Origin of the sequence: Ruegeria sp. HKCCD7559 (assembly GCF_013110575.1) — a bacterium.
GTDB lineage: Bacteria > Pseudomonadota > Alphaproteobacteria > Rhodobacterales > Rhodobacteraceae > Ruegeria.
The window spans coordinates 226,775-248,562 of record NZ_WVQU01000004.1 but is presented as its reverse complement, the minus strand read 5'-3'; the positions used below and the strand labels follow the sequence as shown (position 1 = coordinate 248,562).

Annotated in this window: 24 protein-coding genes; 10 read left to right on the top strand and 14 right to left on the bottom strand. The window is 59.6% G+C overall.

Going from position 1 to position 21,788, the window contains the following annotated elements; all coding sequences use genetic code 11:
* Nucleotides 1-207: 207 nt before the first annotated feature.
* Nucleotides 208-1,125: a polyphosphate kinase 2 gene (gene ppk2, locus GS605_RS13560; RefSeq protein WP_371419726.1), complete on the top strand. Its 918-nt coding sequence runs from the start codon at nt 208-210 to the stop codon at nt 1,123-1,125.
* Between the two features lie 67 nt (nt 1,126-1,192).
* Here ppk2 and GS605_RS13555 read toward each other — a convergent pair whose 3' ends face one another.
* Together GS605_RS13555 and rpsU are read right to left on the bottom strand one after the other, a co-directional pair.
* The gene (locus tag GS605_RS13555) at nt 1,193-2,350 is read right to left on the bottom strand and encodes a CAP domain-containing protein (protein ID WP_253283306.1); all 1,158 of its coding nucleotides are present in this window, start codon (nt 2,348-2,350) and stop codon (nt 1,193-1,195) included.
* A gap of 297 nt (nt 2,351-2,647) precedes the next feature.
* Nucleotides 2,648-2,854 carry a 30S ribosomal protein S21 gene (gene rpsU / locus GS605_RS13550; RefSeq protein WP_005614280.1) on the bottom strand — a complete coding sequence of 69 codons (207 nt, stop codon included), beginning with the start codon at nt 2,852-2,854 and terminating at the stop codon, nt 2,648-2,650.
* Between the two features lie 111 nt (nt 2,855-2,965).
* Between rpsU and GS605_RS13545 the strand changes: the two genes are divergently transcribed.
* Nucleotides 2,966-3,658 carry a COQ9 family protein gene (locus GS605_RS13545; RefSeq protein WP_171635060.1) on the top strand — a complete coding sequence of 231 codons (693 nt, stop codon included), beginning with the start codon at nt 2,966-2,968 and terminating at the stop codon, nt 3,656-3,658.
* A gap of 61 nt (nt 3,659-3,719) precedes the next feature.
* Complete coding sequence (locus GS605_RS13540) at nt 3,720-4,706, top strand: NAD(P)H-quinone oxidoreductase (RefSeq protein WP_171724305.1); 987 nt, start codon at nt 3,720-3,722, stop codon at nt 4,704-4,706.
* A 30-nt stretch (nt 4,707-4,736) separates the two neighbouring features.
* Here GS605_RS13540 and GS605_RS13535 read toward each other — a convergent pair whose 3' ends face one another.
* Nucleotides 4,737-5,594, bottom strand: a complete 858-nt coding sequence (locus GS605_RS13535) for a DUF2189 domain-containing protein (RefSeq protein WP_171724304.1) — start codon at nt 5,592-5,594, stop codon at nt 4,737-4,739.
* Between the two features lie 192 nt (nt 5,595-5,786).
* On the opposite strand from GS605_RS13535, the gene GS605_RS13530 reads away from it, so the two are divergent.
* Nucleotides 5,787-6,770, top strand: a complete 984-nt coding sequence (locus GS605_RS13530; RefSeq protein ID WP_171635052.1) for a quinone oxidoreductase — start codon at nt 5,787-5,789, stop codon at nt 6,768-6,770.
* A 39-nt stretch (nt 6,771-6,809) separates the two neighbouring features.
* Here the strand turns inward: GS605_RS13530 and GS605_RS13525 are convergent, their stop codons facing one another.
* The 9 genes from GS605_RS13525 to GS605_RS13485 all read right to left on the bottom strand — a co-directional run bounded on the left by GS605_RS13525 (nt 6,810) and on the right by GS605_RS13485 (nt 12,907).
* On the bottom strand, nt 6,810-7,343 hold the full coding sequence (locus GS605_RS13525; protein ID WP_171635050.1) for an outer membrane protein: 534 nt from the start codon (nt 7,341-7,343) through the stop codon (nt 6,810-6,812).
* A 260-nt stretch (nt 7,344-7,603) separates the two neighbouring features.
* Nucleotides 7,604-8,080, bottom strand: coding sequence for a YHS domain-containing (seleno)protein (locus GS605_RS13520; RefSeq protein ID WP_171724303.1), 477 nt, complete (start codon nt 8,078-8,080; stop codon nt 7,604-7,606).
* 183 nt (nt 8,081-8,263) lie between these two features.
* Nucleotides 8,264-8,533 carry a hypothetical protein gene (locus tag GS605_RS13515; protein ID WP_171635045.1) on the bottom strand — a complete coding sequence of 90 codons (270 nt, stop codon included), beginning with the start codon at nt 8,531-8,533 and terminating at the stop codon, nt 8,264-8,266.
* Nucleotides 8,530-9,135, bottom strand: a complete 606-nt coding sequence (gene plsY / locus GS605_RS13510) for a glycerol-3-phosphate 1-O-acyltransferase PlsY (protein ID WP_171635042.1) — start codon at nt 9,133-9,135, stop codon at nt 8,530-8,532. The genes GS605_RS13515 and plsY overlap by 4 nt, the downstream gene beginning before the upstream one ends.
* Nucleotides 9,135-10,415, bottom strand: a complete 1,281-nt coding sequence (gene pyrC, locus GS605_RS13505; RefSeq protein WP_171724302.1) for a dihydroorotase — start codon at nt 10,413-10,415, stop codon at nt 9,135-9,137. Before pyrC ends, plsY begins: the two co-directional genes overlap by 1 nt.
* Nucleotides 10,412-10,798: a hypothetical protein gene (locus GS605_RS13500; protein WP_171635036.1), complete on the bottom strand. Its 387-nt coding sequence runs from the start codon at nt 10,796-10,798 to the stop codon at nt 10,412-10,414. The genes pyrC and GS605_RS13500 overlap by 4 nt, the downstream gene beginning before the upstream one ends.
* Nucleotides 10,783-11,301, bottom strand: coding sequence for a hypothetical protein (locus GS605_RS13495; RefSeq protein ID WP_171724301.1), 519 nt, complete (start codon nt 11,299-11,301; stop codon nt 10,783-10,785). The genes GS605_RS13500 and GS605_RS13495 overlap by 16 nt, the downstream gene beginning before the upstream one ends.
* Entirely contained in the window at nt 11,298-12,233 is a 936-nt protein-coding gene (locus tag GS605_RS13490; RefSeq protein ID WP_171724300.1) for an aspartate carbamoyltransferase catalytic subunit, read from the bottom strand. The genes GS605_RS13495 and GS605_RS13490 overlap by 4 nt, the downstream gene beginning before the upstream one ends.
* Before the next feature lie 59 nt (nt 12,234-12,292).
* Nucleotides 12,293-12,907: a scavenger receptor class F, member 2 gene (locus GS605_RS13485; RefSeq protein ID WP_171724299.1), complete on the bottom strand. Its 615-nt coding sequence runs from the start codon at nt 12,905-12,907 to the stop codon at nt 12,293-12,295.
* Between the two features lie 83 nt (nt 12,908-12,990).
* On the opposite strand from GS605_RS13485, the gene GS605_RS13480 reads away from it, so the two are divergent.
* The 6 genes from GS605_RS13480 to GS605_RS13455 all read left to right on the top strand — a co-directional run bounded on the left by GS605_RS13480 (nt 12,991) and on the right by GS605_RS13455 (nt 20,482).
* Entirely contained in the window at nt 12,991-13,758 is a 768-nt protein-coding gene (locus tag GS605_RS13480; protein WP_171724298.1) for a uracil-DNA glycosylase family protein, read from the top strand.
* On the top strand, nt 13,755-14,354 hold the full coding sequence (locus tag GS605_RS13475; RefSeq protein ID WP_171635026.1) for a metallophosphoesterase: 600 nt from the start codon (nt 13,755-13,757) through the stop codon (nt 14,352-14,354). Before GS605_RS13480 ends, GS605_RS13475 begins: the two co-directional genes overlap by 4 nt.
* The gene (locus GS605_RS13470; protein ID WP_171724297.1) at nt 14,351-14,971 is read left to right on the top strand and encodes a LysE family translocator; all 621 of its coding nucleotides are present in this window, start codon (nt 14,351-14,353) and stop codon (nt 14,969-14,971) included. Before GS605_RS13475 ends, GS605_RS13470 begins: the two co-directional genes overlap by 4 nt.
* A 6-nt stretch (nt 14,972-14,977) precedes the next feature.
* The gene (gene moaB / locus GS605_RS13465) at nt 14,978-15,520 is read left to right on the top strand and encodes a molybdenum cofactor biosynthesis protein B (protein WP_171724296.1); all 543 of its coding nucleotides are present in this window, start codon (nt 14,978-14,980) and stop codon (nt 15,518-15,520) included.
* A gap of 106 nt (nt 15,521-15,626) precedes the next feature.
* Nucleotides 15,627-17,075 carry an efflux RND transporter periplasmic adaptor subunit gene (locus tag GS605_RS13460; protein WP_171724295.1) on the top strand — a complete coding sequence of 483 codons (1,449 nt, stop codon included), beginning with the start codon at nt 15,627-15,629 and terminating at the stop codon, nt 17,073-17,075.
* Nucleotides 17,076-17,080: 5 nt separating this feature from the next.
* A complete protein-coding gene (locus GS605_RS13455) occupies nt 17,081-20,482 on the top strand; it encodes an efflux RND transporter permease subunit (protein ID WP_171724294.1) in 3,402 nt (1,133 codons plus the stop codon).
* Here GS605_RS13455 and GS605_RS13450 read toward each other — a convergent pair.
* A complete protein-coding gene (locus tag GS605_RS13450; RefSeq protein WP_171724293.1) occupies nt 20,449-20,898 on the bottom strand; it encodes an NUDIX hydrolase in 450 nt (149 codons plus the stop codon). The two genes, GS605_RS13455 and GS605_RS13450, sit on opposite strands and share 34 nt — an antisense overlap.
* Nucleotides 20,899-20,902: 4 nt before the next feature.
* A complete protein-coding gene (locus GS605_RS13445) occupies nt 20,903-21,715 on the bottom strand; it encodes a protein-disulfide reductase DsbD domain-containing protein (protein WP_371732240.1) in 813 nt (270 codons plus the stop codon).
* Nucleotides 21,716-21,788 lie beyond the last annotated feature (73 nt).

The following is a 21,788-nucleotide window of genomic DNA, read 5'->3' as shown; positions in this document are numbered from 1 at the left end:
GCCGTGCATTGCGTCAATTCAGACGCTTGTATCCCGCGGGCCAGATGTACAAATTCAGGGGAAAGACCGTATACCCGCGCTGGACCTGATTTGTAGGCGTGACAACAGCCGCAGGACTCGTGACCCTCGCATCAATTCATCTGGTGACATCAGACGGTAACACGGGCTCGATATGGTCCGAACCCGAAGACCGAGAAGGAGCTGACCTTGGACAACGAAAACACTGGCGCCCCCAAAGACTGGCTGGAAGCCGAGCTGGAGGACACGCTGGACGAAGATTTCGAGATAGAATTCAGTGAGCCGATGCTGTCGATGGAAGTCCGCAAAATCTATCGGGAACAGCATCCGGACATGTTGGATCGCAAGGTTTACTTCCGCAACCTGCTGCGCCTGCAAGCCGAACTGATCAAGGTTCAGGACTGGGTACAGCATACCGGAGCCAAGGTCTGTATCCTGTTTGAAGGCCGTGACAGTGCCGGTAAAGGGGGCGTGATCAAGCGGATCACCCAGCGTCTGAACCCGCGCGTCGCGCGCGTGGTGGCATTGCCGGCACCCAGCCGCCGAGAGCAAAGCCAGTGGTATTTCCAGCGCTACGTACCGCATCTGCCGGCGGCGGGTGAAATCGTTCTGTTCGACCGCTCCTGGTACAACCGGGCCGGCGTCGAGCGAGTGATGGGTTTTGCGTCCGAGGACCAGGTTGAACAATTCTTTCAGGACGTTCCGGAATTCGAACGGATGCTGGTGCGGTCAGGGATCATTCTGCTGAAGTACTGGTTCTCGATCACGGATGAGGAACAGCAGTTGCGATTCCTCATGCGTATTCACGATCCGATGAAGCAATGGAAGCTGTCACCGATGGATCTGGAATCCCGCATCCGCTGGGAATCCTACACAAAGGCCAAAGAGGATATGCTTTTCCGAACCAATATTCCCGAGGCCCCGTGGTACATCGTCGAAGGCAATGACAAAAAACGCGAAAGGCTGAACTGTATCGAGCATCTTTTGACAAAAATCCCTTACGAGGACGTGCCTCAGGAAAAGGTCAATCTGCCCGATCGCAAGTACAACCCGGAATACGAACGCCGCGTTTTGCCGGATGAACTTTATGTACCAAAGATCTACTGAAGCAAAATCAGGCTCTGAGCCGGAATATGCGAGGCCGACACGGCCGGCCTCGCACAGGGTCAACTGATCAGGCTGCATCCATCATGCAGTCAAAGTGGAAGAAGTTGACCATTGTGATGTCACAGTCATCGACGTCGGCTGTTTCGGTACCCGCAGGCTCGGATTCCGTTTCCGGCGTGACGTCGACGGTCGGCATCATGTCGATATCATCGGTGTCCGCCACGTCCGTGTCGCCGTTCATATCGTCACCCCAGTTGAACTCGTCAAACTGCGCTTGCAGGTTTTCGAGGAAACTGGCGATTTCATCCAGGAAGGCCTGAACGTCAAAGCAGAACGTCTCGGCCTCACCGCCGTCAACCACGTCCACGTCCGGCGTTTCGGGCTCCGGTTCCTCGGTCTCGGTGACGTCGGTATCGGGTGTTTCGGGCTCCGGTTCTTCGGTTTCGGTGACGTCGGTGTCAGGTGTTTCGGGTTCCGGCTCTTCGGTCTCGGTGACGTCGGTGTCGGGTGTTTCGGGCTCCGGTTCCTCGGTCTCGGTGACGTCGGTGTCGGGTGTTTCGGGCTCCGGTTCGTCGGTCTCGGTGACGTCGGTGTCGGGTGTTTCGGGCTCCGGTTCCTCGGTCTCGGTGACGTCGGTGTCAGGTGTTTCGGGTTCCGGCTCTTCTGTCTCGGTGACGTCGGTGTCAGGTGTTTCAGGTTCCGGCTCTTCCGGAACGGCAACTTCGTCCGGCGTGGTTGGCGGAACGGGCGGTGTGTTCGTATTGCCGTTGTCCAGCATGACTGCCGCGTCGGTTGCGGCAAAGTTCTGGGTGACCATCACCGCATCAAAACCCTGCATATCGCCGGTTTCGATACCGATCCCGATATATTTGAAATCCGGGTTCAGAATATTGGCGCGGTGGCCCGGGCTGTTCATCAGGTTCTGGTGCAACTGAGCCACGTCATCGCTGATGCCGGGCTGCCCGCGTTCGGACTGCCATGCGATGTTTTCGCCGGTTCGCCAGTTGCCCTCAAGATCGAACCCGGCGTTTTGCATCCGCTGGGTCGCACTGGAACCGCCCGAACCGGTGTGGCTGAACGTGTCTGTGTCCAGCATCCAGGTGCTGTGATCTTCGGATGAATCGTTCAGCTGCGTCTCAAGCTGAAGCGGGTTGAGCCCGCGGGATGTGCGTTCCTGGTTGATCAGCTCCAGCATCTCGCGTTCGAATGTACTTGCAGTCGACATTTTTGCCTCCGTTTGTGTTTGTGTCCTTCCGGACGGGCTCACTTAGAGGTCGGGATATCGATGGTGGTAGGGGGTGGTTTACTTCAGGCGAGTTTTGGCGGCGCGATGCTACCGGTGCGGGATTCGCTGCGCTGCAAAATGCCGGGCAAAATGTTGCTGGTGAGGAAATGGCGGCTTGCCGCACAGCCGGTACCACGAGTCGGCGGATTGAAACCGATCCCCGAAACGACAAACCCCCGGGCGATGCCTCGGGGGTCGTCAAATAGTGTCATCCAAAGCTGGACGAGACCAAAGGTCTTAGAGCAAACCTTCGCGCTGTGCTTTCTTACGTGCCAGTTTACGGGCACGACGGATCGCTTCAGCCTTCTCGCGCGCTTTTTTCTCGGACGGTTTCTCGAAATGTTGCTTAAGCTTCATTTCACGGAACACGCCTTCGCGCTGCAGCTTTTTCTTCAGGGCACGAAGCGCCTGATCGACGTTGTTGTCGCGAACACTAACCTGCATGTGGTTGTCACCACCTTTCTAGATAGAGTTGCAAGGAAATTGCAGGAGTTGGCCGTATAGCAAAGCCGCTCTAACTTGTCTAGTACTGGGCCCGACAACCGGAGAACCGCCATGACGACCACATATGAAGATGCAAAACAGCGGCTTTTGGATGCGATGCTGATCCATGTTCCCTTCGATGGGTGGTCGGAATCCAGTTTCCGCGCCTCCATTTCCGACTGTGGTCTGGATGACGGTCTGGCACGCGCGATTTGTCCGCGCGGCGCGGTGGATCTGGCGCTGGCCTACCACGCGCGCGGGGATCAGGCGATGCTGGACCGCATCAGGTCCGAGGACCTGAGCGAACTGAAATTCCGCGACAGGATTGCAGCTGCGGTTCGGTTCCGGTTGCAGGCCGTCGAGGACAAAGAACTGGTGCGCCGGGGCATGACGCTGTTTTCCCTGCCAACCCATGCGGCCGACGGTGCCAAGGCGGTTTGGCAGACCTGCGATCTGATCTGGGATGCGCTGGGCGACAGCTCGGATGATGTGAACTGGTACACGAAGCGGGCCACTTTGTCGGGTGTCTATTCCTCGACCCTGCTGTTTTGGCTGGGCGATGACAGCCCGGATCATCAGAACACGTGGGAGTTTCTGGATCGCCGGATCGCAAATGTCATGGAGTTTGAAAAGCTCAAGGCGCAGTTGCGCGACAACCCGGTGTTGAAACCGTTCCTGGCGGTTCCGAACTGGCTGGCGGGTCAGGTGAAGGCTCCGGTAAAAATGCGGGCCGATCTTCCGGGAATGCTGAACCCCCGAAAGTAGCGCGTCTTGGTGCTGGGCCTTGGCCCTGATGCCTGCTAGGCATTGGGCAAAGGAGGTGCCTATGACCCAGATGATGCGCGCTGTTGAGATCACCGAACCGGGTGGTCCCGATGTTTTGCAACTGACCGAGCGACCGATTCCCGAACCGGGTGCGGGGCAGGTCGTTCTGAAAGTGGCCTATGCCGGTGTGAACCGTCCGGATGCGTTGCAGCGCGCGGGCGCTTACGATCCGCCGCCCGGCGCCAGCGACTTGCCGGGGCTTGAGGCTTCGGGCGAAGTGGTCTCGATCGGGGCCGGGGTCGAAGGACTGTCCGTCGGGGATCAGGTCTGCGCGTTGCTGCCGGGCGGCGGCTATGCCGAATATGTCGCCACCCCTGCTGCCCATTGCCTGCCGGTTCCTGCCGGCATGGGAATGAAAGAGGCGGCCTGCCTGCCCGAGACCTTTTTCACCGTCTGGTCCAACGTGTTTACGCGGGGCGGGCTGAAGGCCGGTGAACGATTTCTGGTCCATGGCGGCTCGAGCGGGATTGGCACGACGGCCATCCAGTTGGCCAATGCCTTTGGCGCCCGCGTTTTTGCCACCGCAGGGTCGGATGAAAAATGTCAGGCTTGCGTCAAGCTGGGTGCGGAAAGGGCGATCAACTACCGCGATGAGGATTTTGTGGCCGTCATGCGGGCCGAAGGTGGGGCAAACTTGATCCTCGACATGGTCGGAGGCGACTATATCCAGCGCAACGTCAAAGCTCTGGCCGAGGATGGGCGGCTGGTCCAGATCGCGTTTCTGCAAGGCCCGGTGGTCGAGCTGAACTTTGCGCTGATGATGGTCAAGCGCCTGACCCTGACCGGCAGCACCCTGCGCCCGCAAAGCGATCTGGCCAAGGCCCGGATTGCGCAGGACCTGCGCGAAGCTGTCTGGCCTCTGCTTGAGGCTGGCAAGGTTGCGCCTGTCATGGACAGCGAATATGATCTGGCCGAGGCTGCGGCCGCCCATGCACGCATGGAAAGCTCGGGCCATATTGGCAAGATCGTCCTGAACGTGGCAGGCTGAACTCTGCGCGCGCGGGGCAGACCCGCGCGTTCACGCAACCGCGCGGCGGTACAGGTGCCATGTGGCATGGCCCAGAACCGGCATCACTATGATCAGGCCCAACAGCATCGGCAGGGCACCCACAAACAGAAGGGCCGCCACGATGAACCCCCAGGTCAAGATGACGCCGGGGTTGTGACGCAACACGCGAAACGACGTCACGACCGCCACCGGCAATCCGACTTGCCGGTCCAGAAGCAACGGAAAGCTGACGACGCTGATCGCCAGAGCGCAAAGAGCGAACACGAACCCAACGGCGAGTCCGACAACCATCATGGTCCAGCCTGCAACCGTAGTGACGACCTGCTTGGCAAAAGTGCCAAGTGACGCGGGGGCTTCTGGCCCCATTGTATGCGTGTAAATGCTCTGCGCCACCATCAGCCAGATCAGCAGAAGCATCACCAGATAGAAGCCCAAAACCAGAATTGCGCCGAAAGCCGGAGAGCGGAATACACCGAACGCATCCAGCCAATGCACCGTGCTGCCTTGTTCTCGTTTGCGGCTGATCTCATACAGCCCCACAGCTGCGACTGGACCGATCAAGGCAAAACCGGCGATCAGAGGCGCCAGAAGTGGCACCATGTTGACGTTCAGGGCAAAGCCGAACATCAAAAGTCCCGCGATCGGGTAGATCAGCACAATGAATATGGCATCCGCCCGTGTTTCGACAAAGTCGTGATACCCCGCCTTCAGACAGGCGCGCAGATCTTGCATCGTCAATGTCTGCACCATCGGCAAATGCTTGGTATCTGCGCTTCCGAGTTTTGAAACGCTATCCGAGACATGATCACTGGCCGCCCCCAGATTCTGGGCTGCCCAACTGATCGGATTTCCGATTGTTTTAGCCATTTTCATCCCCTTTCCTAGCGAGATTTGCGCCGCGGAATGGATCCGGCATAAAGTTGTCCGTGGCCGGACCAGCCGACAACGCCTGATCGCAGTATAGCACAGTTTGGCGGAATCCTGATCAACACTCTGATATCGGACGATTGCTCCGCATCGCAGTCATGTTAGCTTGATGTCAGGCAAGAGGAGGTCAGGATGCAGACAACAGCGAAAACGGTGGTATTGCACGAATTCGGCGGGCCCGAGGTTCTGCGGATCGAAGACAGGCCATTGGGCGACCCCGGACCGGGTGAAATACGTATCCGTCATCATGCCTGCGGTCTTAATTTCATCGATGTTTATCAACGCACTGGATTGTATCCCCTGGAACTCCCCCATGCGTTGGGGATGGAAGCGGCGGGTGTCGTCGAGGCCGTTGGGGAAGGGGTAACGCACCTGCAACCCGGTCAGCGGGCCGCGTATGCGGCAGCCCCACCCGGCGCGTATTGCGAGGCCCGCGTAATGCCTGCGGCACAGGTGTGCCCTTTGCCGGATGGCATCTCTTTCGACGCTGCTGCGGCAATGATGTTGAAGGGTTTGACAGTTGAATACCTGTTTCACCGAACCACTCCGCTGAAACGCGGGGATACGGTGCTGTTCCACGCAGCGGCGGGTGGGGTCGGACTGATCGCCTGCCAATGGGCGAAGTCAGAAGGGATTACTCTGATTGGCACGGCGGGAACCGACGAGAAATGCAGCCTCGCCCGGTTCAACGGGGCCGCGCATTGCATCAACTACCGCTCTGAGAATTTCGCCGAACGGGTGGCCGAGATCACCAAAGGCAAGGGTGTGGATGTGGTTATGGATTCCGTGGGGGCGGACACGTTCGAAGGATCGTTGAACTGCCTGAAACCCTTGGGAATGATGATTTCCTTCGGCAACGCCTCGGGGCCGGTGCCGCCATTCGATATTGGTGTTCTGGGCCAGAAAGGATCGCTCAAGATCACCCGCCCCACTTTGTTCACCCATATTGCGGACCACTCCGTCTGTCAGGCAATGGCGCGCCGCTTGTTCGGCAAGGTCGAGGGCAGAGAAGTCAAGATCCACATCGATCAGCGCTTTGCACTTGACCAGATCGCCGATGCACATCGCGCGTTAGAAGCGCGGCAGACGACCGGCAGCACAATTCTGGACCTTTGAACTGAGACCCGGCTTGAAAAGCCGGGTCCAATAAGCAGGTCAGAACCGGTAAGAGACACGAACCTGCAATGTGGTTGCGTCGACATCCACATTGTTTCCGTTGAAGTTATCGAATTCGTGGTACAGCAACTCTCCACCGACGCTCACGTTCGGTGCTACGATCTGTTCATAGCCTGCGCCGATGAACCACCCGTCATCACTGCCCAAGGTGTCGGTGCTCGCTTCGGCGTAGCCTGCCGTGCCGTACAGCAGACCTTGCGGGTTTACCTTGTAGCCGGCGCGCGCTTTCAGCCGCCAGACATCTTCGACAGTTGCGGCGCCGGACAGACCCACGTCAGTCCAGTCATAGTCAAATCCGCCGCCAACGACCCAGTCGCCCAGATCATAATCATAGCCCAGGATGATACCACCGATCACGCCATCGCCATCGACACCCGACAGGCTGGTGTCTACATCGGCATAACCCAGTTGCAGACCGCCATAAAACCCGGTCCAGTTGCCCGAGGATTGTGCCATTGCCGATCCCGCGACCACGGTTGCGACAGTAGTGATGAGAGCCAATTTCAAAGTCATCTCATTTCCTTTCGATTGTCACTCTGCTCCAGTGAAATTCGGTTCACTTATGCAGACAGTTACGATCCGCGAACGTCATCGGATCAGTGATACCTACGAACCCCTGCCCGAATTCTGCCTCTGAAACGTGAAAAGACACGCCGGGGACCTTTGAAGTCGGGCACTTCTGATACTGATGAGATAGGTAGAGATGAGAGGTCTTCAAACGATATACGGCGGCGGAACATTCCGCCGCCGACACATCTGAAGATTTAGGCGGATTATTGCTTTTGCAATTCAGCAGGGGTCTTGTCCGCGATGTTTTCCCAGTTTGCGCTTGCGCTTTCGATAAAGCCCGGGATGTCGCCTTCCCAGCGTTCCTGGATGTCTTCCGACAAGTTCAGGTACAGTTTGTTGTCGACGATTTTCCAGTGGTTCGGGTCACCGTCGAATTTGAAGCCCATGGCTGTACCAAAAGCACAATAGCCGCCATAGGCAGGCAGGTAAGCTTCCGGGTTGGCTTCGAAGGCGGCTTTGTTCTCCTCGGACGAGAAACGGTACAGCGCATCGTCGTGCAGCGTGGTGATGCGGTAGTCACCCTTGGTCGCTTCACCGACGGTGAAATAGGCAACCGGGTCATAACCCTGCATGGCCAGACCGGTCGAGCTTGCGTTGATGTCCACTCCAGCGGCCAGAGCGGATGTTGCCAGTGCAACGGACAGAGCGACGCCACCGATCAGAGATTTAACCTTGTTCATTGTTCCACCTTTCGTGAAAGGAGCCTCGTCTGTGTGCCGATCGAAGGCTCCGGATTGTTGTCCTGTGTGGCCCGTAATTGACCGTCACGACAGCGATCTGGGAAGCAGACGGATCACGTTCAAAACAATGAATCGTGATTGTGCGTCAGAGAGGAACGTCTGTTCAAAAATGCAGGCCTGACATTACGCGTCCGGTTCAAAATCCAGAACAAACGCGATGACTTTGCACGCCGCCATTTCACAAGGCCTCAGCAGCGTGCCGCTGATGCGTGTCTGATACAGGTTCATGCTGATATAGTCGGTGCCGCCCAGTTCGTGCGCAACCAGCTTGTGGGATTTCCCCTTTGCCAAATGTTGGCGCACGACGACATAGCGCCGATCCCCCGATGTACCGGTAAAACTGCCTTCGGGCAGTGCGAAAAACGCGGAAACGAAAGCGTCCGGCGGTGTCACGACTTTCCGATTTTCGGTTCAGTTCCTGCCTTGATCCGTGCGACATTGGTGCTGTGACGCCAGTAGATCATAAGGGTCAGGATAATCCCAAGGATAAAGGAGTGTCCGTTTGTCAGAACCAGTACCCAGGTCGTTGAAAGCGCGGCCGCAGCCAGCGCGCCGACCGAAGATATCCGCCAGATCGCCGCCGCCACCAGCCAGCTGAGACAGCACGCAACTCCGACGCGCCAGTCCAGCGCCAGCCAGAGGCCCAGAAAGGTGGCCACGCCTTTTCCGCCCTTGAAACCCAGCCAGATGGGAAAGCAATGACCCAGAAAGGCAAAAAGGGCTGCGATCTGCGCGGCGTCTTCTCCGGCATAAGCACGGGCAATCAGAACCGCGACCGCGCCCTTGGCCGCGTCGAACAGCAAGGTCAGCGCCGCGGCGGCTTTGTTGCCGGTGCGCAGGACGTTGGTCGCGCCGATATTTCCGGATCCGATTTCGCGCAGATTTCCCAGCCCCATGACCTTTGCAAGCAGCAGGCCGAAGGGAATGGAGCCCAAGAGATATCCAACCACCGCCCACTGGAGCAGTTCGCTAGTCGAGTTGTCGATCGGGGGCATCAGGAACTCCGGAACACTTCTTTACCTGCAACATAGGTCGAAATGACCTTACCTTGCATCCGCTGGCCGTCAAATGGCGTGTTCTGAGATTTGGATTTTAAGGCAAAGCGATCAAGCACAAAAGGCACATCCGGGTCGAACAGAACCAGATCCGCCGGGGCGCCTTCCGACAATCGGCCGCTTTCCAGACCAAGCCGTTTGGCCGGGTTCAATGCCATCGCCCGGAACAGGGTCGGCAGGTCCAACTGGTCGGCATGATACAGGCGCAATGCCGCCGGCAAGAGCGTTTCCAGCGCCACCGCGCCCGAGGCGGCCTCTTCGAACGGCAGGCGTTTGCTTTCTTCGTCCTGCGGCGTGTGCATCGAACTGATCGTGTCGATCAGGCCGGTGCGCACCGCCTCGATCACCGCCTGCCGGTCATCCTCGGACCGCAGCGGAGGCTTGACCTTGAAGAAGGTGCGATAGTCGGCCACGTCCAGCTCGTTCAGCGTCAGGTGATGGATCGAGGTGCCGGCGGTTATATCCAGCCCGTTACGCTTGGCCCGTTCCAGCGCGGGCAGGGCGCGGGCGGTGGTGATCTGGTCGGCGTGATAGGCCGCGCCCGTCATTTCCAACAGCGCGATGTCACGGTCCAGTCCCATGCGCTCGGCCATGGGCGAGACCGCAGGCAACCCGCGCAGGGCGGCGAATTTGCCGCTGGTGGCCGCGGCGCCATGGCTCAGGCCCGGATCCTGTGGGTGGGCAATCACCAGCGCTCCGCAGGATTTTGCATAGGTCAGGGCGCGGGAAAACACCTTGGTATTGGTGATGACGTGATCGCAATCGGTAAAGGCCACGGCGCCTGCGTCCTGCAAAAACCCGATTTCCGTCATCTCTCGCCCGTCGCGCCCTTTGGTCAGCGCGGCCATCGGCAGAACATTGACCGGCGCATCCGCCTGAGCACGCCGGGTCGCGAATTCCAGCGTTTCCGGCGTATCGACCGCGGGCAGTGTATCCGGGCGGGTGACAATGGTGGTGACACCACCGGCTGCGGCAGCGAGGCCTGCGGATTTGTAGCTTTCCTTGTGCCGTTCGCCCGGCTCACACACCTTGACGCCGATATCGACGATGCCGGGGGCGAGGCACTTGCCGCCGCAGTCGATGACCTGGGCGTCAGCGACGGGCACGTCCCCGTTGCCCTTGCCCTGAATGAGGCCGTCGGCAATGTGCAGCCAGCCGGGACTGTCCGTGCCGCTATCAGGGTCGATCAGGCGGGCATTGGTGAAGATCAAGGTGGTCATGGAATGGCCCTTTCAATCGCGGCTTTGGTGGCGGCCGGGTCTGACTGGTACTTGATCAGATGCTTGTCGCCGGTTTTGGTGACAACCTGGACGAAGCTGCCCATGATATTCACGGCGGTGATCTGGTTCAGCGGCATGCTGCGTCCGCCGGGACCGGTCAGTGCGGTGTCTGACAATTGCCAATTGGCGACCATCTCTTCCGAGGCCAGATACCAAGCGCGTATGCCAATGGCGGCAAGGCCAGCAGGCGCTCCGGTCCAGACGTAAGGATTGCCGATCAGCCACAAAACGATCATCGCACCGGCCATAGCAACAGCAGCCAGCCATGCATTTGTGCGGATATAGGCCCCTTTGTCCGGGGTGAAGATCACAGGATCAGCCATAAGATGCCTCCGATGACCAAAAGCGCGACCAGTGCCAGAATGGCCGATCCTACGCGGCGGGGGGTGTCACCCGCTGTGACGGTTTGCGGGGCGGAAAAGGGTTTGGCGCTTTCGGTTTCGATGATCCCCCCGGTCCAGTTCGTGGCTTCTTCCGTGAACAGGCCGATCAGGCGCAGGCGCGGATCGGGGTTCAGCGTCGCCGGGTGTCCGTTGAAAGCCGCGCTGCGAAGGACCATGACCCAACCGTCGACAGAGGCCAGAGCGTTCCGGTCCAACTGATCCGCAGACACGCCGCAGCCCTCGGTCAGATAGCCGTATAGCCCGAGATCTTCGAGGTCGGAGACCGGGAAAATATCGATATGGCTGGAATCCAGCCCGTCGACCCCAAGCACCTGATCGGCGGCACCCGGTTCGCGCAGGAACTTCGCCTCTTCCGGGCGCATGTCCAGCGTGAACAGGCGCAAGACGCCGCGTTCGTGGGGGGCGACGATCAGATCGCTCATGCGGCCTCGCGCAGGTTGCGGGCCAACAGATCCATCGCCGCCATGCGGACGGCGACACCCATTTCCACCTGTTCCTGAATGACGGATCGGTTGATATCATCGGCCAGCGTACCGTCGATCTCGACCCCGCGGTTCATCGGGCCGGGATGCATCACGATCGCGTCTGGCTTGGCCTGCGCCAGCTTCGCGGCGTCCAGGCCGTAGCGGTGGTAGTATTCGCGTTCCGAAGGGATGAACCCGCCATCCATCCGTTCTTTCTGAAGGCGCAGCATCATGACGACGTCAACATCCTTCAGGCCCTCGTTCATGTCGTCATAGATCTCGGCCCCGAACTCGGCGAACTGGCTGGGCACCAGCGTCGGCGGGCCAATCAAGCGGATGCGGTTTTCCATCTTGCCCAGCAGGATCAGGTTCGAGCGGGCCACGCGGGAATGGGCCACGTCCCCGCAGATCGCGATGTTCAGCCGGTGCAGGCGACCCTTGGCGCGACGGATGGTCAGGGCGTCCAGCAGGGCTTGCGTGGGGTGTTCATGTTTGCCGTCACCGGCGTTCAGAACGGCGCAATTGACCTTCTGCGCCAGCAGATCGACCGCGCCGGAATGCGGGTGCCGCACCACCAGAAGATCCGGGTGCATCGCGTTCAGCGTCATCGCGGTGTCGATCAGGGTTTCGCCCTTTTTGATCGAGCTGGCCTGCATCGCCATGTTCATCACATCCGCACCCAGACGCTTGCCCGCCAGTTCGAAACTGGCCTGTGTGCGGGTCGAGTTTTCAAAGAACATGTTGATCTGGGTCAGCCCCGACAGAACGTCGGAATGCTTGGTCGACTGGCGGTTCATGTCGACATAGGTCTCGGCCAGATTCAGAATGTCGGTGATATCGGATTGCGACAGATGCTCGATGCCAAGAAGGTGACGATGGGCGAAACGCATGGGCGGGCTCCTGTCTGACAATCGCGCCGCTTATAGGAAGCCGGGCGGCGCAAGGCAACCTAAGGTTCCGTACCCTCAGGCAGTTTTTCGCAGCCGCCGTCGGGCAGGCATTGCTCGCCCGGCTTGCACCACTTGCCATAACCACAGTCGATGGCCTTGATCGGTACGCAGCCTTGATGCGCCGAGCATTTGAAACCGGGGCGGCATTGTGATCCGGTTTCCTCGCACAGGAACCACCCCGGACGAGAGCAACCCCCGCCGGGCAGGCAGGCCGAACCGCGTGTGCAGGTTCTGCCATCAGCGCATGTGGTCGGTGGCGTCGTATCCAGTTCGGGTGCGCTTCGTTCACACTCGCCACGGCCATTGCAGAAACTGTCGCCGGGACAATCCAGCCGTGATGCGCATTTGTTCAGGCCAGCGGGCGCACATCTGAGTCCACCGGCAACGCAGCGTTCGAACGGACCGCAACTGCGCCCGCCGCCGCAATAGGTGCCGCCCAGTGGAATGCAATGGCCATCAAAACTGCATCTTTGCCCGCCCGAACAACATGTGCTGCCACATTTGAACTGACCCGCACGGCACTGCCCGTGTTTGTCATGAAACGTGGCCAATGCCGGATCATCGGTGACAACCAGCACTAATCCAATGATGAGGAATCGCAGAAATCTGAGCATCGCATGCCGATGGTCGGCGCGACAGAGCGACCGATCAAGCCCTATTCGCTTTCCCTCAGCCCTCAGGCGGGTAAGTTATCCCTATGGAATCGGGCTTGGACTATTATTCTGCGCGGGCGCTGCTGGAATGGCAGATAGAACTGGGTGTGTCCGAGGCAATCGGTGATGCGCCGGTTGACCGGTACGCGTTGCCCGACACCTCAGCCAAACCCAGGAAACCGGAAACGCCCCCCGCCGCCCCGGCAAAGCCAAGGGATGTGGACCCGGTAGAAATCGCTGGATCCGCAGCACGGGGCGCGGGATCGCTGGATCAGCTGCGCGCAGCGATGGACGCGTTCGAACATTGCGAGCTCAAGCGCGGTGCGCGGCAATTGGTCTTTGCCGACGGGACCCCCGGCGCGCGCGTGATGATCATCGGCGAGGCGCCGGGTCGCGATGAGGACCGCGAGGGCAAACCCTTTGTCGGCCGTGCGGGTCAGTTGCTGGACCGGATGCTGGCGGCAATTGATCTGGATCGTCGCGAAAACGTCTATATCACCAATGTGCTGCCATGGCGGCCCCCGCAGAACCGCGACCCCAAACCCGAAGAGATCGGGATGATGAAGCCGTTTCTGGAACGCCACGTGGCCCTGGCCAGACCCGAGGTTCTGGTTGTGATGGGGAATATCAGCTGTCAGGCGGTGCTGGGCAAACGCGGCATCACCCGCCTGCGCGGCAAATGGGATCAGGCAATGGATCTGCCGGTGATTCCGATGTTCCACCCGGCTTATCTGCTACGACAACCGCAGATGAAACGGCAGGCCTGGGCGGATCTGCTGGAACTGAAAGCGCGGCTGCGAGGTGCAACATGAAGGTTCTGGCATTCTCTGATCTGCACATGGCGCGCAACCGGGCAGCCGATCTTGTTTCCGCCAGCGCCGAGGCTGATCTTGTCATCGGTGCCGGTGATTATTGCAATTCGCGTCAGGGGCTGGACGAGGCGATGCAGATGCTGTCCGGCATTTCGACGCCGCTGGTCCTGATCCCTGGGAACGCGGAAAGTGCAGAAGAGCTGGGCAATGCGGCCCCGAACGGTGTCCATGTCCTGCATGGGTCTGGCATGACCATAGACGGCTTGCGCTTGTTTGGTCTTGGCTATGGCGTACCACCGACCCCGTTCGGAGACTGGTCCTGTGACCTGACAGAAGGTGAGGCGACCGAGATGCTCGACCGGTGTGAAACGGCGGATGTCCTGATCGTTCATTCTCCGCCCAAAGGGTATGGGGATCAGACATCGCAAGGCCTTTCGGTCGGATCGACTGCCATACGGGATGCGGTGGAACGCCTTCAGCCGGGATTTGCGTTCTTCGGTCATGTGCATGAAAGCTGGGGCTATCGCGGTTCCCTGGGGCGAACGCATTTGGCCAATCTGGGCCCGATGCCAAGTTGGTTCGAGGTGGATGCGTGATCGAATTCCAGACCTTGCTGGTCTTTGTTCCAGCGGCACTGGCACTGAACCTGACGCCCGGTGCTGATATGATGTTCTGCTTTGGCCAAGGGCTGCGATCCGGGGCGTGGCCTTCGGTATCGGCAAGCGCCGGCGTGTCCGTGGGTTCGATGATTCACGTGCTGCTGGCAGGGCTTGGACTGGGCGCTGCGGTGTCGGCGCTGCCCTGGCTTTTTGAAGTGATCCGCTGGATGGGTGCCGCTTACCTGATGTATCTGGCTTGGGGTGCGGTCCGGCATGGCGCTTCGACGGGGGATACGCCTGTGCGGTCGACGCGCATGGCCTTTCGGGATGGGATGTTGGTCAACCTGACCAATCCCAAGGTCATTCTGTTCGTGCTGGCGTTCATACCGCAATTCGTCGACCCGACGGCGGGATCGGTTCTGGTGCAGTTCCTGATCTTCGGGCTGATCATCGCGTTTGGCGGGTTCTTGGTGAACGGGCTGGTCGGGGTTTTTGCCGGCGGGGCAGGCAAGGTGCTAATCGGCAACCCGCGCGCCGCGCGTATTATTGGTTGGATCACGGGGGGTATTTTTTCCGCCCTTGCGATCCGGCTTGTCATGATGGAAAGGGCCTGACGCAAGATGTCGCGCATTGACGAAACCAAGGAGTTCATCCCCGTCAGAATTGCCGTTCTGACCGTTTCGGACACCCGATCGATGGACGAAGATCGCTCGGGGCAGACATTGGTGGACCGGATCGAAAAAGCGGGCCATGTGGTTGCGGACCGCCAGATCATCCGGGATGAGCGCGACCAGATCGCCGATCAGTTGCGGGCATGGGTGGCTGATGAGCAGATCGATGTCGTGATCTCGACCGGTGGAACGGGTCTGACCGGGCGGGACGTGACGGTCGAAGCGCATCGGGACGTGTACGAAAAAGAGATCGACGCATTCGGTACTGTCTTTACCGTCATTTCGATGGAGAAAATCGGCACTTCGGCGGTGCAGTCCCGCGCAACCGGGGGGGTTGCGGGGGGAACATACCTTTTTGCATTGCCCGGCAGCCCGGGGGCCTGCAAGGATGCGTGGGATGGGATTTTGGAAAAACAGTTCGATTACCGGCATCGCCCCTGCAATTTTGTGGAAATAATGCCCAGATTGGACGAACATCTGCGACGGAAGTAGACTGGTCGTACGTTCAATTCCGTATAACCGCTTTGTGGCTTGGCATAATTCGTGATCCGGCTACATGTTGTGGACGGCAGCTTGGTGCAACCGGGGTAACTGTTTGATGCGATTTCTACGGCAGAGTCTTGTCGGTATCTTTCTGGCGTTCCTGACGCTTGCTCTGCTGTTTGTTGCCGCGCAGATCATCATGGGTGCCGTTCAGGACGTCCTGACGCGTGAGGACCAGGCGCCCGCGGCCCGCGAACGGGTCTTCGCGGTTGCCGTACGTCAGGCCGAGGCGGAAACCGTAATCCCATATCTCGAAGCATTCGGAGAGGTCCAGAGCCGGCGCAGGCTGGAATTGCGCGCGGCACTGGGTGGCCGCGTTGTCGCCCTGGCAGAGGATTTCGTGGATGGCGGAACGGTAACTGCCGGGGAAGTTCTGGTTGAACTGGATCCGGCGGATGCCCAATCCGCGCTGGATCGGGCCAAGTCCGATCTTTTGGACGCACAATTTGAAGAACGTGATGCCGAACGGTCTTTGCTGCTGGCGCAGGACGAATTGAAATCGGCCGAGGCGCAAGCCGAACTGCGGGAACGGGCGCTGCAACGGCAACGCGATCTGGAGTCCCGAGGGGTAGGCGCGGCTGCCAGCGTGGAAGAGGCGGAACTGGCGGCTGCTTCGGCACAACAGGCCGTGCTGGCGCGTCGTATCGCGCTTGCACAGGCTGAATCTCGCGTCGATCAGGCAACGACGTTGTTGGCGCGCGCGGTGATTGCCTTGGAGGCAGCGGAACGCGATCTTGACGATATGACCATTCGGGCCGGATTCAGCGGTACGCTGACCGATGTGACGCTTGTGGAAGGGCGGTTGGTGTCGGCGAATGAAAAACTGGCTGAACTGGTTGATCCAAACGCTCTTGAAGTGGCGTTCCGGGTGTCGACGGCACAATATGTACGTCTGTTGGACGAGAATGACAGGCTGATCAACGCACCGGTCACGGTTTCGCTTGAGGTGACGGGCACCGATCTGACCGCGACTGGTCATATCAGCCGCGACAGCGGTTCTGCGGGCGAGGGTCAGACCGGACGTTTGATCTATGCGCGTCTGCAAGAGGCGTCCGGTTTCAAGCCCGAAGATTTCGTCACCGTCTCGGTTCAGGAACAACCGCTTGCCAATGTGTTCCGCTTGCCGTCTTCGGCATTGGATGCATCGGGAACGGTTCTGGTGCTGGGTGCGGATGACCGCCTGGAAAGTTTGCCGGTGCAGCTTGTCCGCAGACAGGGTGACGAGGTTTTGCTGCGGGGCGAAGGGTTGGAAGGGCGCGAGGTTGTGATCGGACGCACGCCGTTGCTTGGATCTGGCGTGCGGGTGCGCCCCTTGCGGCTTGAGGCCGGGGCAGACCCGGGCATGGTCGAACTGTCAGATGCGAAACGCGCTGAACTCGTGGCCCGGGTCGAGGCCAGCGAATTCATGCCTCAGGATGAGAAAACTCAGGTTCTCGGTCAGTTGCGCGAAGCGCGCGTCCCTTCATCTCTGGTGCGGCGCATTGAAACCAAGGCCGGGGGCTGAGCGTCATGATGCGCGAGATACCTGGCGCAGCGGGTGGCCTTCTCAGCTATTTCACACGGCACCGGACGGTGGCCAATTTGCTGTTGCTGGTGATGCTGGTTCTGGGTGCGGCAGCTATCCCGAACATGCGGGCGCAGTTCTTTCCGGATGTCATTCTGGAACGCGTTGATGTGACCGTCTCGTGGGAAGGTGCAGGCCCCGAGGACATGGATGCCGGTATCGTGCAGTTGTTGGAACCTGCGCTGCTGGCCGTTGAAGGGGTAACCAGTACCGAGGCCAGTTCCCACCCAGGTTGGACCCGCGTCAGACTGGAGTTTGAACCGAACTGGGACATGTCCCGCGCGGTCGAAGACGTCCGGACCGCGATAGACGGTGTGACGGATCTGCCCGAAGGCTCGGAAGAACCTGAAATTCGACGCGGCGCTTGGCGGGATCGGGTAACGGATGTCGTTATCAGTGGTCCCACCGACACCAATCAACTGGCGAAGCTGACGGATGAGTTCATCAACCGTTTGTTTTCGGCAGGGGTTACGCGAACCGAAATCAGGGGCATTGCCGCGCCTCAGATCATTGTCGAGATCACAACGGCGCAATTGATCGCCAATGACATCACCATGGAAGAGATCGCGTCCGCGATTGCGGCCGAGGTCAGCACCGATCCCGCTGGTGAGGTTGAGGGCGCAGGTGCGCGTATCCGGGCCGGAACCGAAAAGAGGACCCCGGAGCAGATCGAAGACATCGCGCTGCGGACCTTTGCCAACGGGTCGAAGCTGAAGGTCGGTGATATTGCCAGGATTCGGGTCGAAGGTGTCACACGGTATCGCAGTTATTTCGTCGGCGACGATCCGGCCATGTCCATCCGGGTTGATCGGTCAAATCTGGGCGATGCGATAGACATCCAGCACACGGTCGAAGATGTTGCCCGTGAAATGCAGGCCAGCTTGCCCGAAGGTGTGAAGATTGAGCTGATCCGCACCCGCGCCCAGGCCATAACCGACCGATTGAACATCCTGGTCAACAACGGGTTGATGGGTCTTGGCCTTGTCGTCTGCCTGCTGTTCTTGTTCCTCAACGCGCGCATCGCCTTCTGGGTTGCGGCGGGTATCCCCGTGGCGATGTCGGCCGCAATCGCATTGATGTATCTGGGGGGCTTGTCGCTGAACATGGTCTCGCTGTTCGGCCTGATCATCACGCTGGGCATCGTGGTTGATGACGCCATCGTGGTGGGGGAACACGCGGATTTCCGCGCCCGGCGTTTGGGTGAGCCGCCTGTTGTGGCTGCGGAACGTGCGGCGCGGCGGATGGCCATGCCGGTGCTGGCTGCGACTGTCACGACGGTAATCGCGTTTTTCGGTCTGACCCTGGTGGGCGGACGATTCGGAGAATTGATCCGCGACATTCCCTTTACGGTGATCGCCGTTTTGATCGCTTCGCTGGTCGAATGCTTTCTGATCCTTCCCAATCACATGGCGCACGCCATCGCGCATTCGGCCAAGGAACACTGGTATGATCTGCCCAACCGGGTCGTCAACCGTGGTTTCCGTTGGGTTCGGGATCACCTGTTCCGCCCCTTGATCGCCTGGGTGATATGGGCACGCTACGTCGTCGTGGCGCTGATGATCGCGGTACTGGCCAGCCAGGTTGCACTGTTCATTCGCGGCGACGTGAACTGGCGTTTCTTCAATGCACCAGAGCGAAGTTCCGTGACCGGCGGCTTTATCATGCGCGAAGGTTCGGCGCGATCGGATACGCTGGAAATGATGCGCCTTCTGCAAAAGGCGGTCAATGACCTGGGCCAGATCTATGAAGAGCGTCATGGGCGCAATCCGATCGACTATGTCCTGGCCGAGGTTGGCGGCAATGCAGGCCGACAGCTGGCTGCTGCGGATGGCAAGGATGGCAGTTTGTTGGGTGGTATCTCGATCGAACTCATCGATGCCGATCTGCGCCCTTATTCGAGTTTCGAATTCGTCGGAGAGTTGCAGGAATTCGCGCCGCGCCATCCCAAGCTCGAAGTGATCAGCTTCCGGGGGTGGCGCTCTGGACCGGGTGGCGACGCCATCGACGTGCAGTTTTTTGGCTCGGACGTGAGCGTTCTCAAGGCGGCGTCCGAAGACTTGCAGGCCGAGCTGTCGAAATTTCCCGAAGTCTCGGCGCTGGAAGACAACCTGGCTTATGACAAGGAAGAGTTCATCCTGGACCTGACTGCACAGGGAGAGGCGCTGGGATTCCGGATTGAAACGCTTGGTCGCGCCCTGCGCAATCGCCTGAACGGTATCGAAGCGGCAACTTTCCCGGACGGGCCGCGCAGTGCCGAGATCCGTGTGGAACTGCCTGAAGGCGAACTGACGGCAGATTTCCTCGAGCGTACACTCATGCGGTCTCCTGACGGGGTTTACGTACCGCTGGCCGACATCGTTTCGGTCGAGCGTGAATCCGGTTTCTCGACGGTTCGGCGCGAAAACGGCCTCAGGGTTGTTTCGGTCTATGGCGACATCTCCGAGGATGATCCGGCCCGCGCGGCTGAAATCGAACGGGCGATGCAGGAAGAAATCCTGCCGAATATCGCTGCCGAACGGCAAGTCGAGTGGCGCATGTCGGGCCTGAGTGAACAGGAAAATGAATTCCTTGCCGAAGCCCGCACCGGTTTGATCCTGTGCCTGACAGGTATCTACCTTGTTCTGGCCTGGGTGTTCGCCAGCTGGACACGGCCAGTGGTTGTCATGGCAATCATACCCTTTGGCCTCGTTGGTGCGATCTGGGGCCACTACATCTGGGATGTGCCGCTCAGCATGTTCACGGTGGTCGGGTTGCTGGGCATGACGGGGATTATCATCAACGACTCGATCGTTCTGGTGACGACGATAGATGCGTATCAAAAAGACCGTGGTCTGGTTCCGTCCATTGTCGAAGGTACCGCAGACAGGTTGCGTCCCGTGATGCTGACCACTTTGACCACGGTTCTTGGACTTGCACCGTTGCTTTATGAAGGTTCGCAACAAGCGCAATTCCTCAAGCCGACCGTGATCACGCTGGTTTACGGGCTTGGGTTCGGGATGTTGCTGGTTCTGATTCTGGTGCCTGCCCTGCTGGCGATCCTCAATGACGTGGCGCGTCCGATGACAGCCATGCGCCGTGCCGCGCGGGCACCCGACCGGGTGGTTCGCGGGGCGCTGGCGGCAACCGGGGCCGCATTGGCTGTTTGGTTCGGCCTGACGATGATTTGGCCCGCGGTTTCCGGCGCGCCGCTTGGTGTGCTGCAAGGCCTCTACGCGGGTGGAGATGGCATTTCGGTGCTGCGAATGGGGTTGGGTGCATTCCTGGCCGGGGCGATTCTGATCGTGGTCTTGAGCGTGGTCCTGTCAGGTTTGCTTTATGGGCGGCTGACAAGATCGGCCGATGCCTGATCCGCGCGGATCGCGTGTTCCAAAAGGTCGATGACCCGCGCGCTCATCGGCAGGTCGCCCCGGCGTATCTGCTCGATGGCAAACCAGTGGGCATCCAGCGCGTCATCACCAGCCTGTGGTGTGCCGGACTGATAGCGGCAGGCAACGCCGACCAACAGGTAATGGGACAAAACCTGCCCCGCCTTGTCGTGACGCAGCAGATCCAGATTTCTCAGGTAATGAGACGGTTCCGCAATCACCGAGGTTTCTTCCAGCAACTCACGCTGCGCCGCCTGCAGAACGGTTTCACCCCACTCTACGTGGCCGCCGGGGAACCCCCACAGCCCTTTGTCCGGCTGTTTGCTGCGCTGAACCAGAAGAACCTTGTCCTGATGCAGAACAACCGCCAATGCACCGATCTTGGGGGATTGGCTCATGCATTCAGCCCGCGCTACAGCCCAGAATATCCACCGCGTGGTCAGACCCCAGAACAGTGATCCGGATCTCGGACCGGTCCAGCGCAAAAGGTGCACCCGATGCGTGAATGATTTCCGCTTCGGCCACCAATGTATCCCCCTGCCTTAGAGATACGGGTTGCGAGGCCCAAAGCGAAGGATTGCCGGGTTCGATCACGGCGACTTCTCGACCGCCCGCGGACGGCATCGTCATCCGCGCCTCGATCCGCATCCCATCTTTCGTGGGCGTCAGGTTGCAGGTGGTCTTGGTGACACGGGCTTCGCGCGCGGAATAGGGCCTTTGCGCCATCGCTGCGGCAATCGCCGGGTTGCGATCAGCTTCGGCGTCCAGCGTGTGGTCGAAATCCAGGCGTTCCGGTATGCAAACGTCTTTGCAGACCCCCAGATCCATCTTGCCTTTCAGACGGACCGGTTTTGCCGGGTTGCGCGGAGTGACCTTGATGGGCAAGACCAGCTGATTTTCATAGCCAATCGATTGCAGGCCATTCTGATCAAAGATTTCGGGCGAGGGCCAGATGATTTCCACCTGGCCGACATTTCTGGATCGCTTCCAGTCGAACTCGGGCGGGATGCCGGAATCTCCTGGCGCGCGCCAGTAGGTTTTCCAGCCATCCTTGAGCGTTAGTTTCAACGCGGACATATAGGTGCCGTTGGCCGTCCGACCACCATCCAGAACATCCAGCCGAACCACGTTGTCCAAATCTTGCGCGGCAACTGGAACGGACAGGCTCAGACACGCGAGCGCGGCGACGGCGGTGGGTTTGATCGGCATCTTCATACCCCATAAATGCGCGTCGATGGCGCGGATTCCAAGTCACGATCCGGTCACCGCGCTGAAATCTGTCGAAATA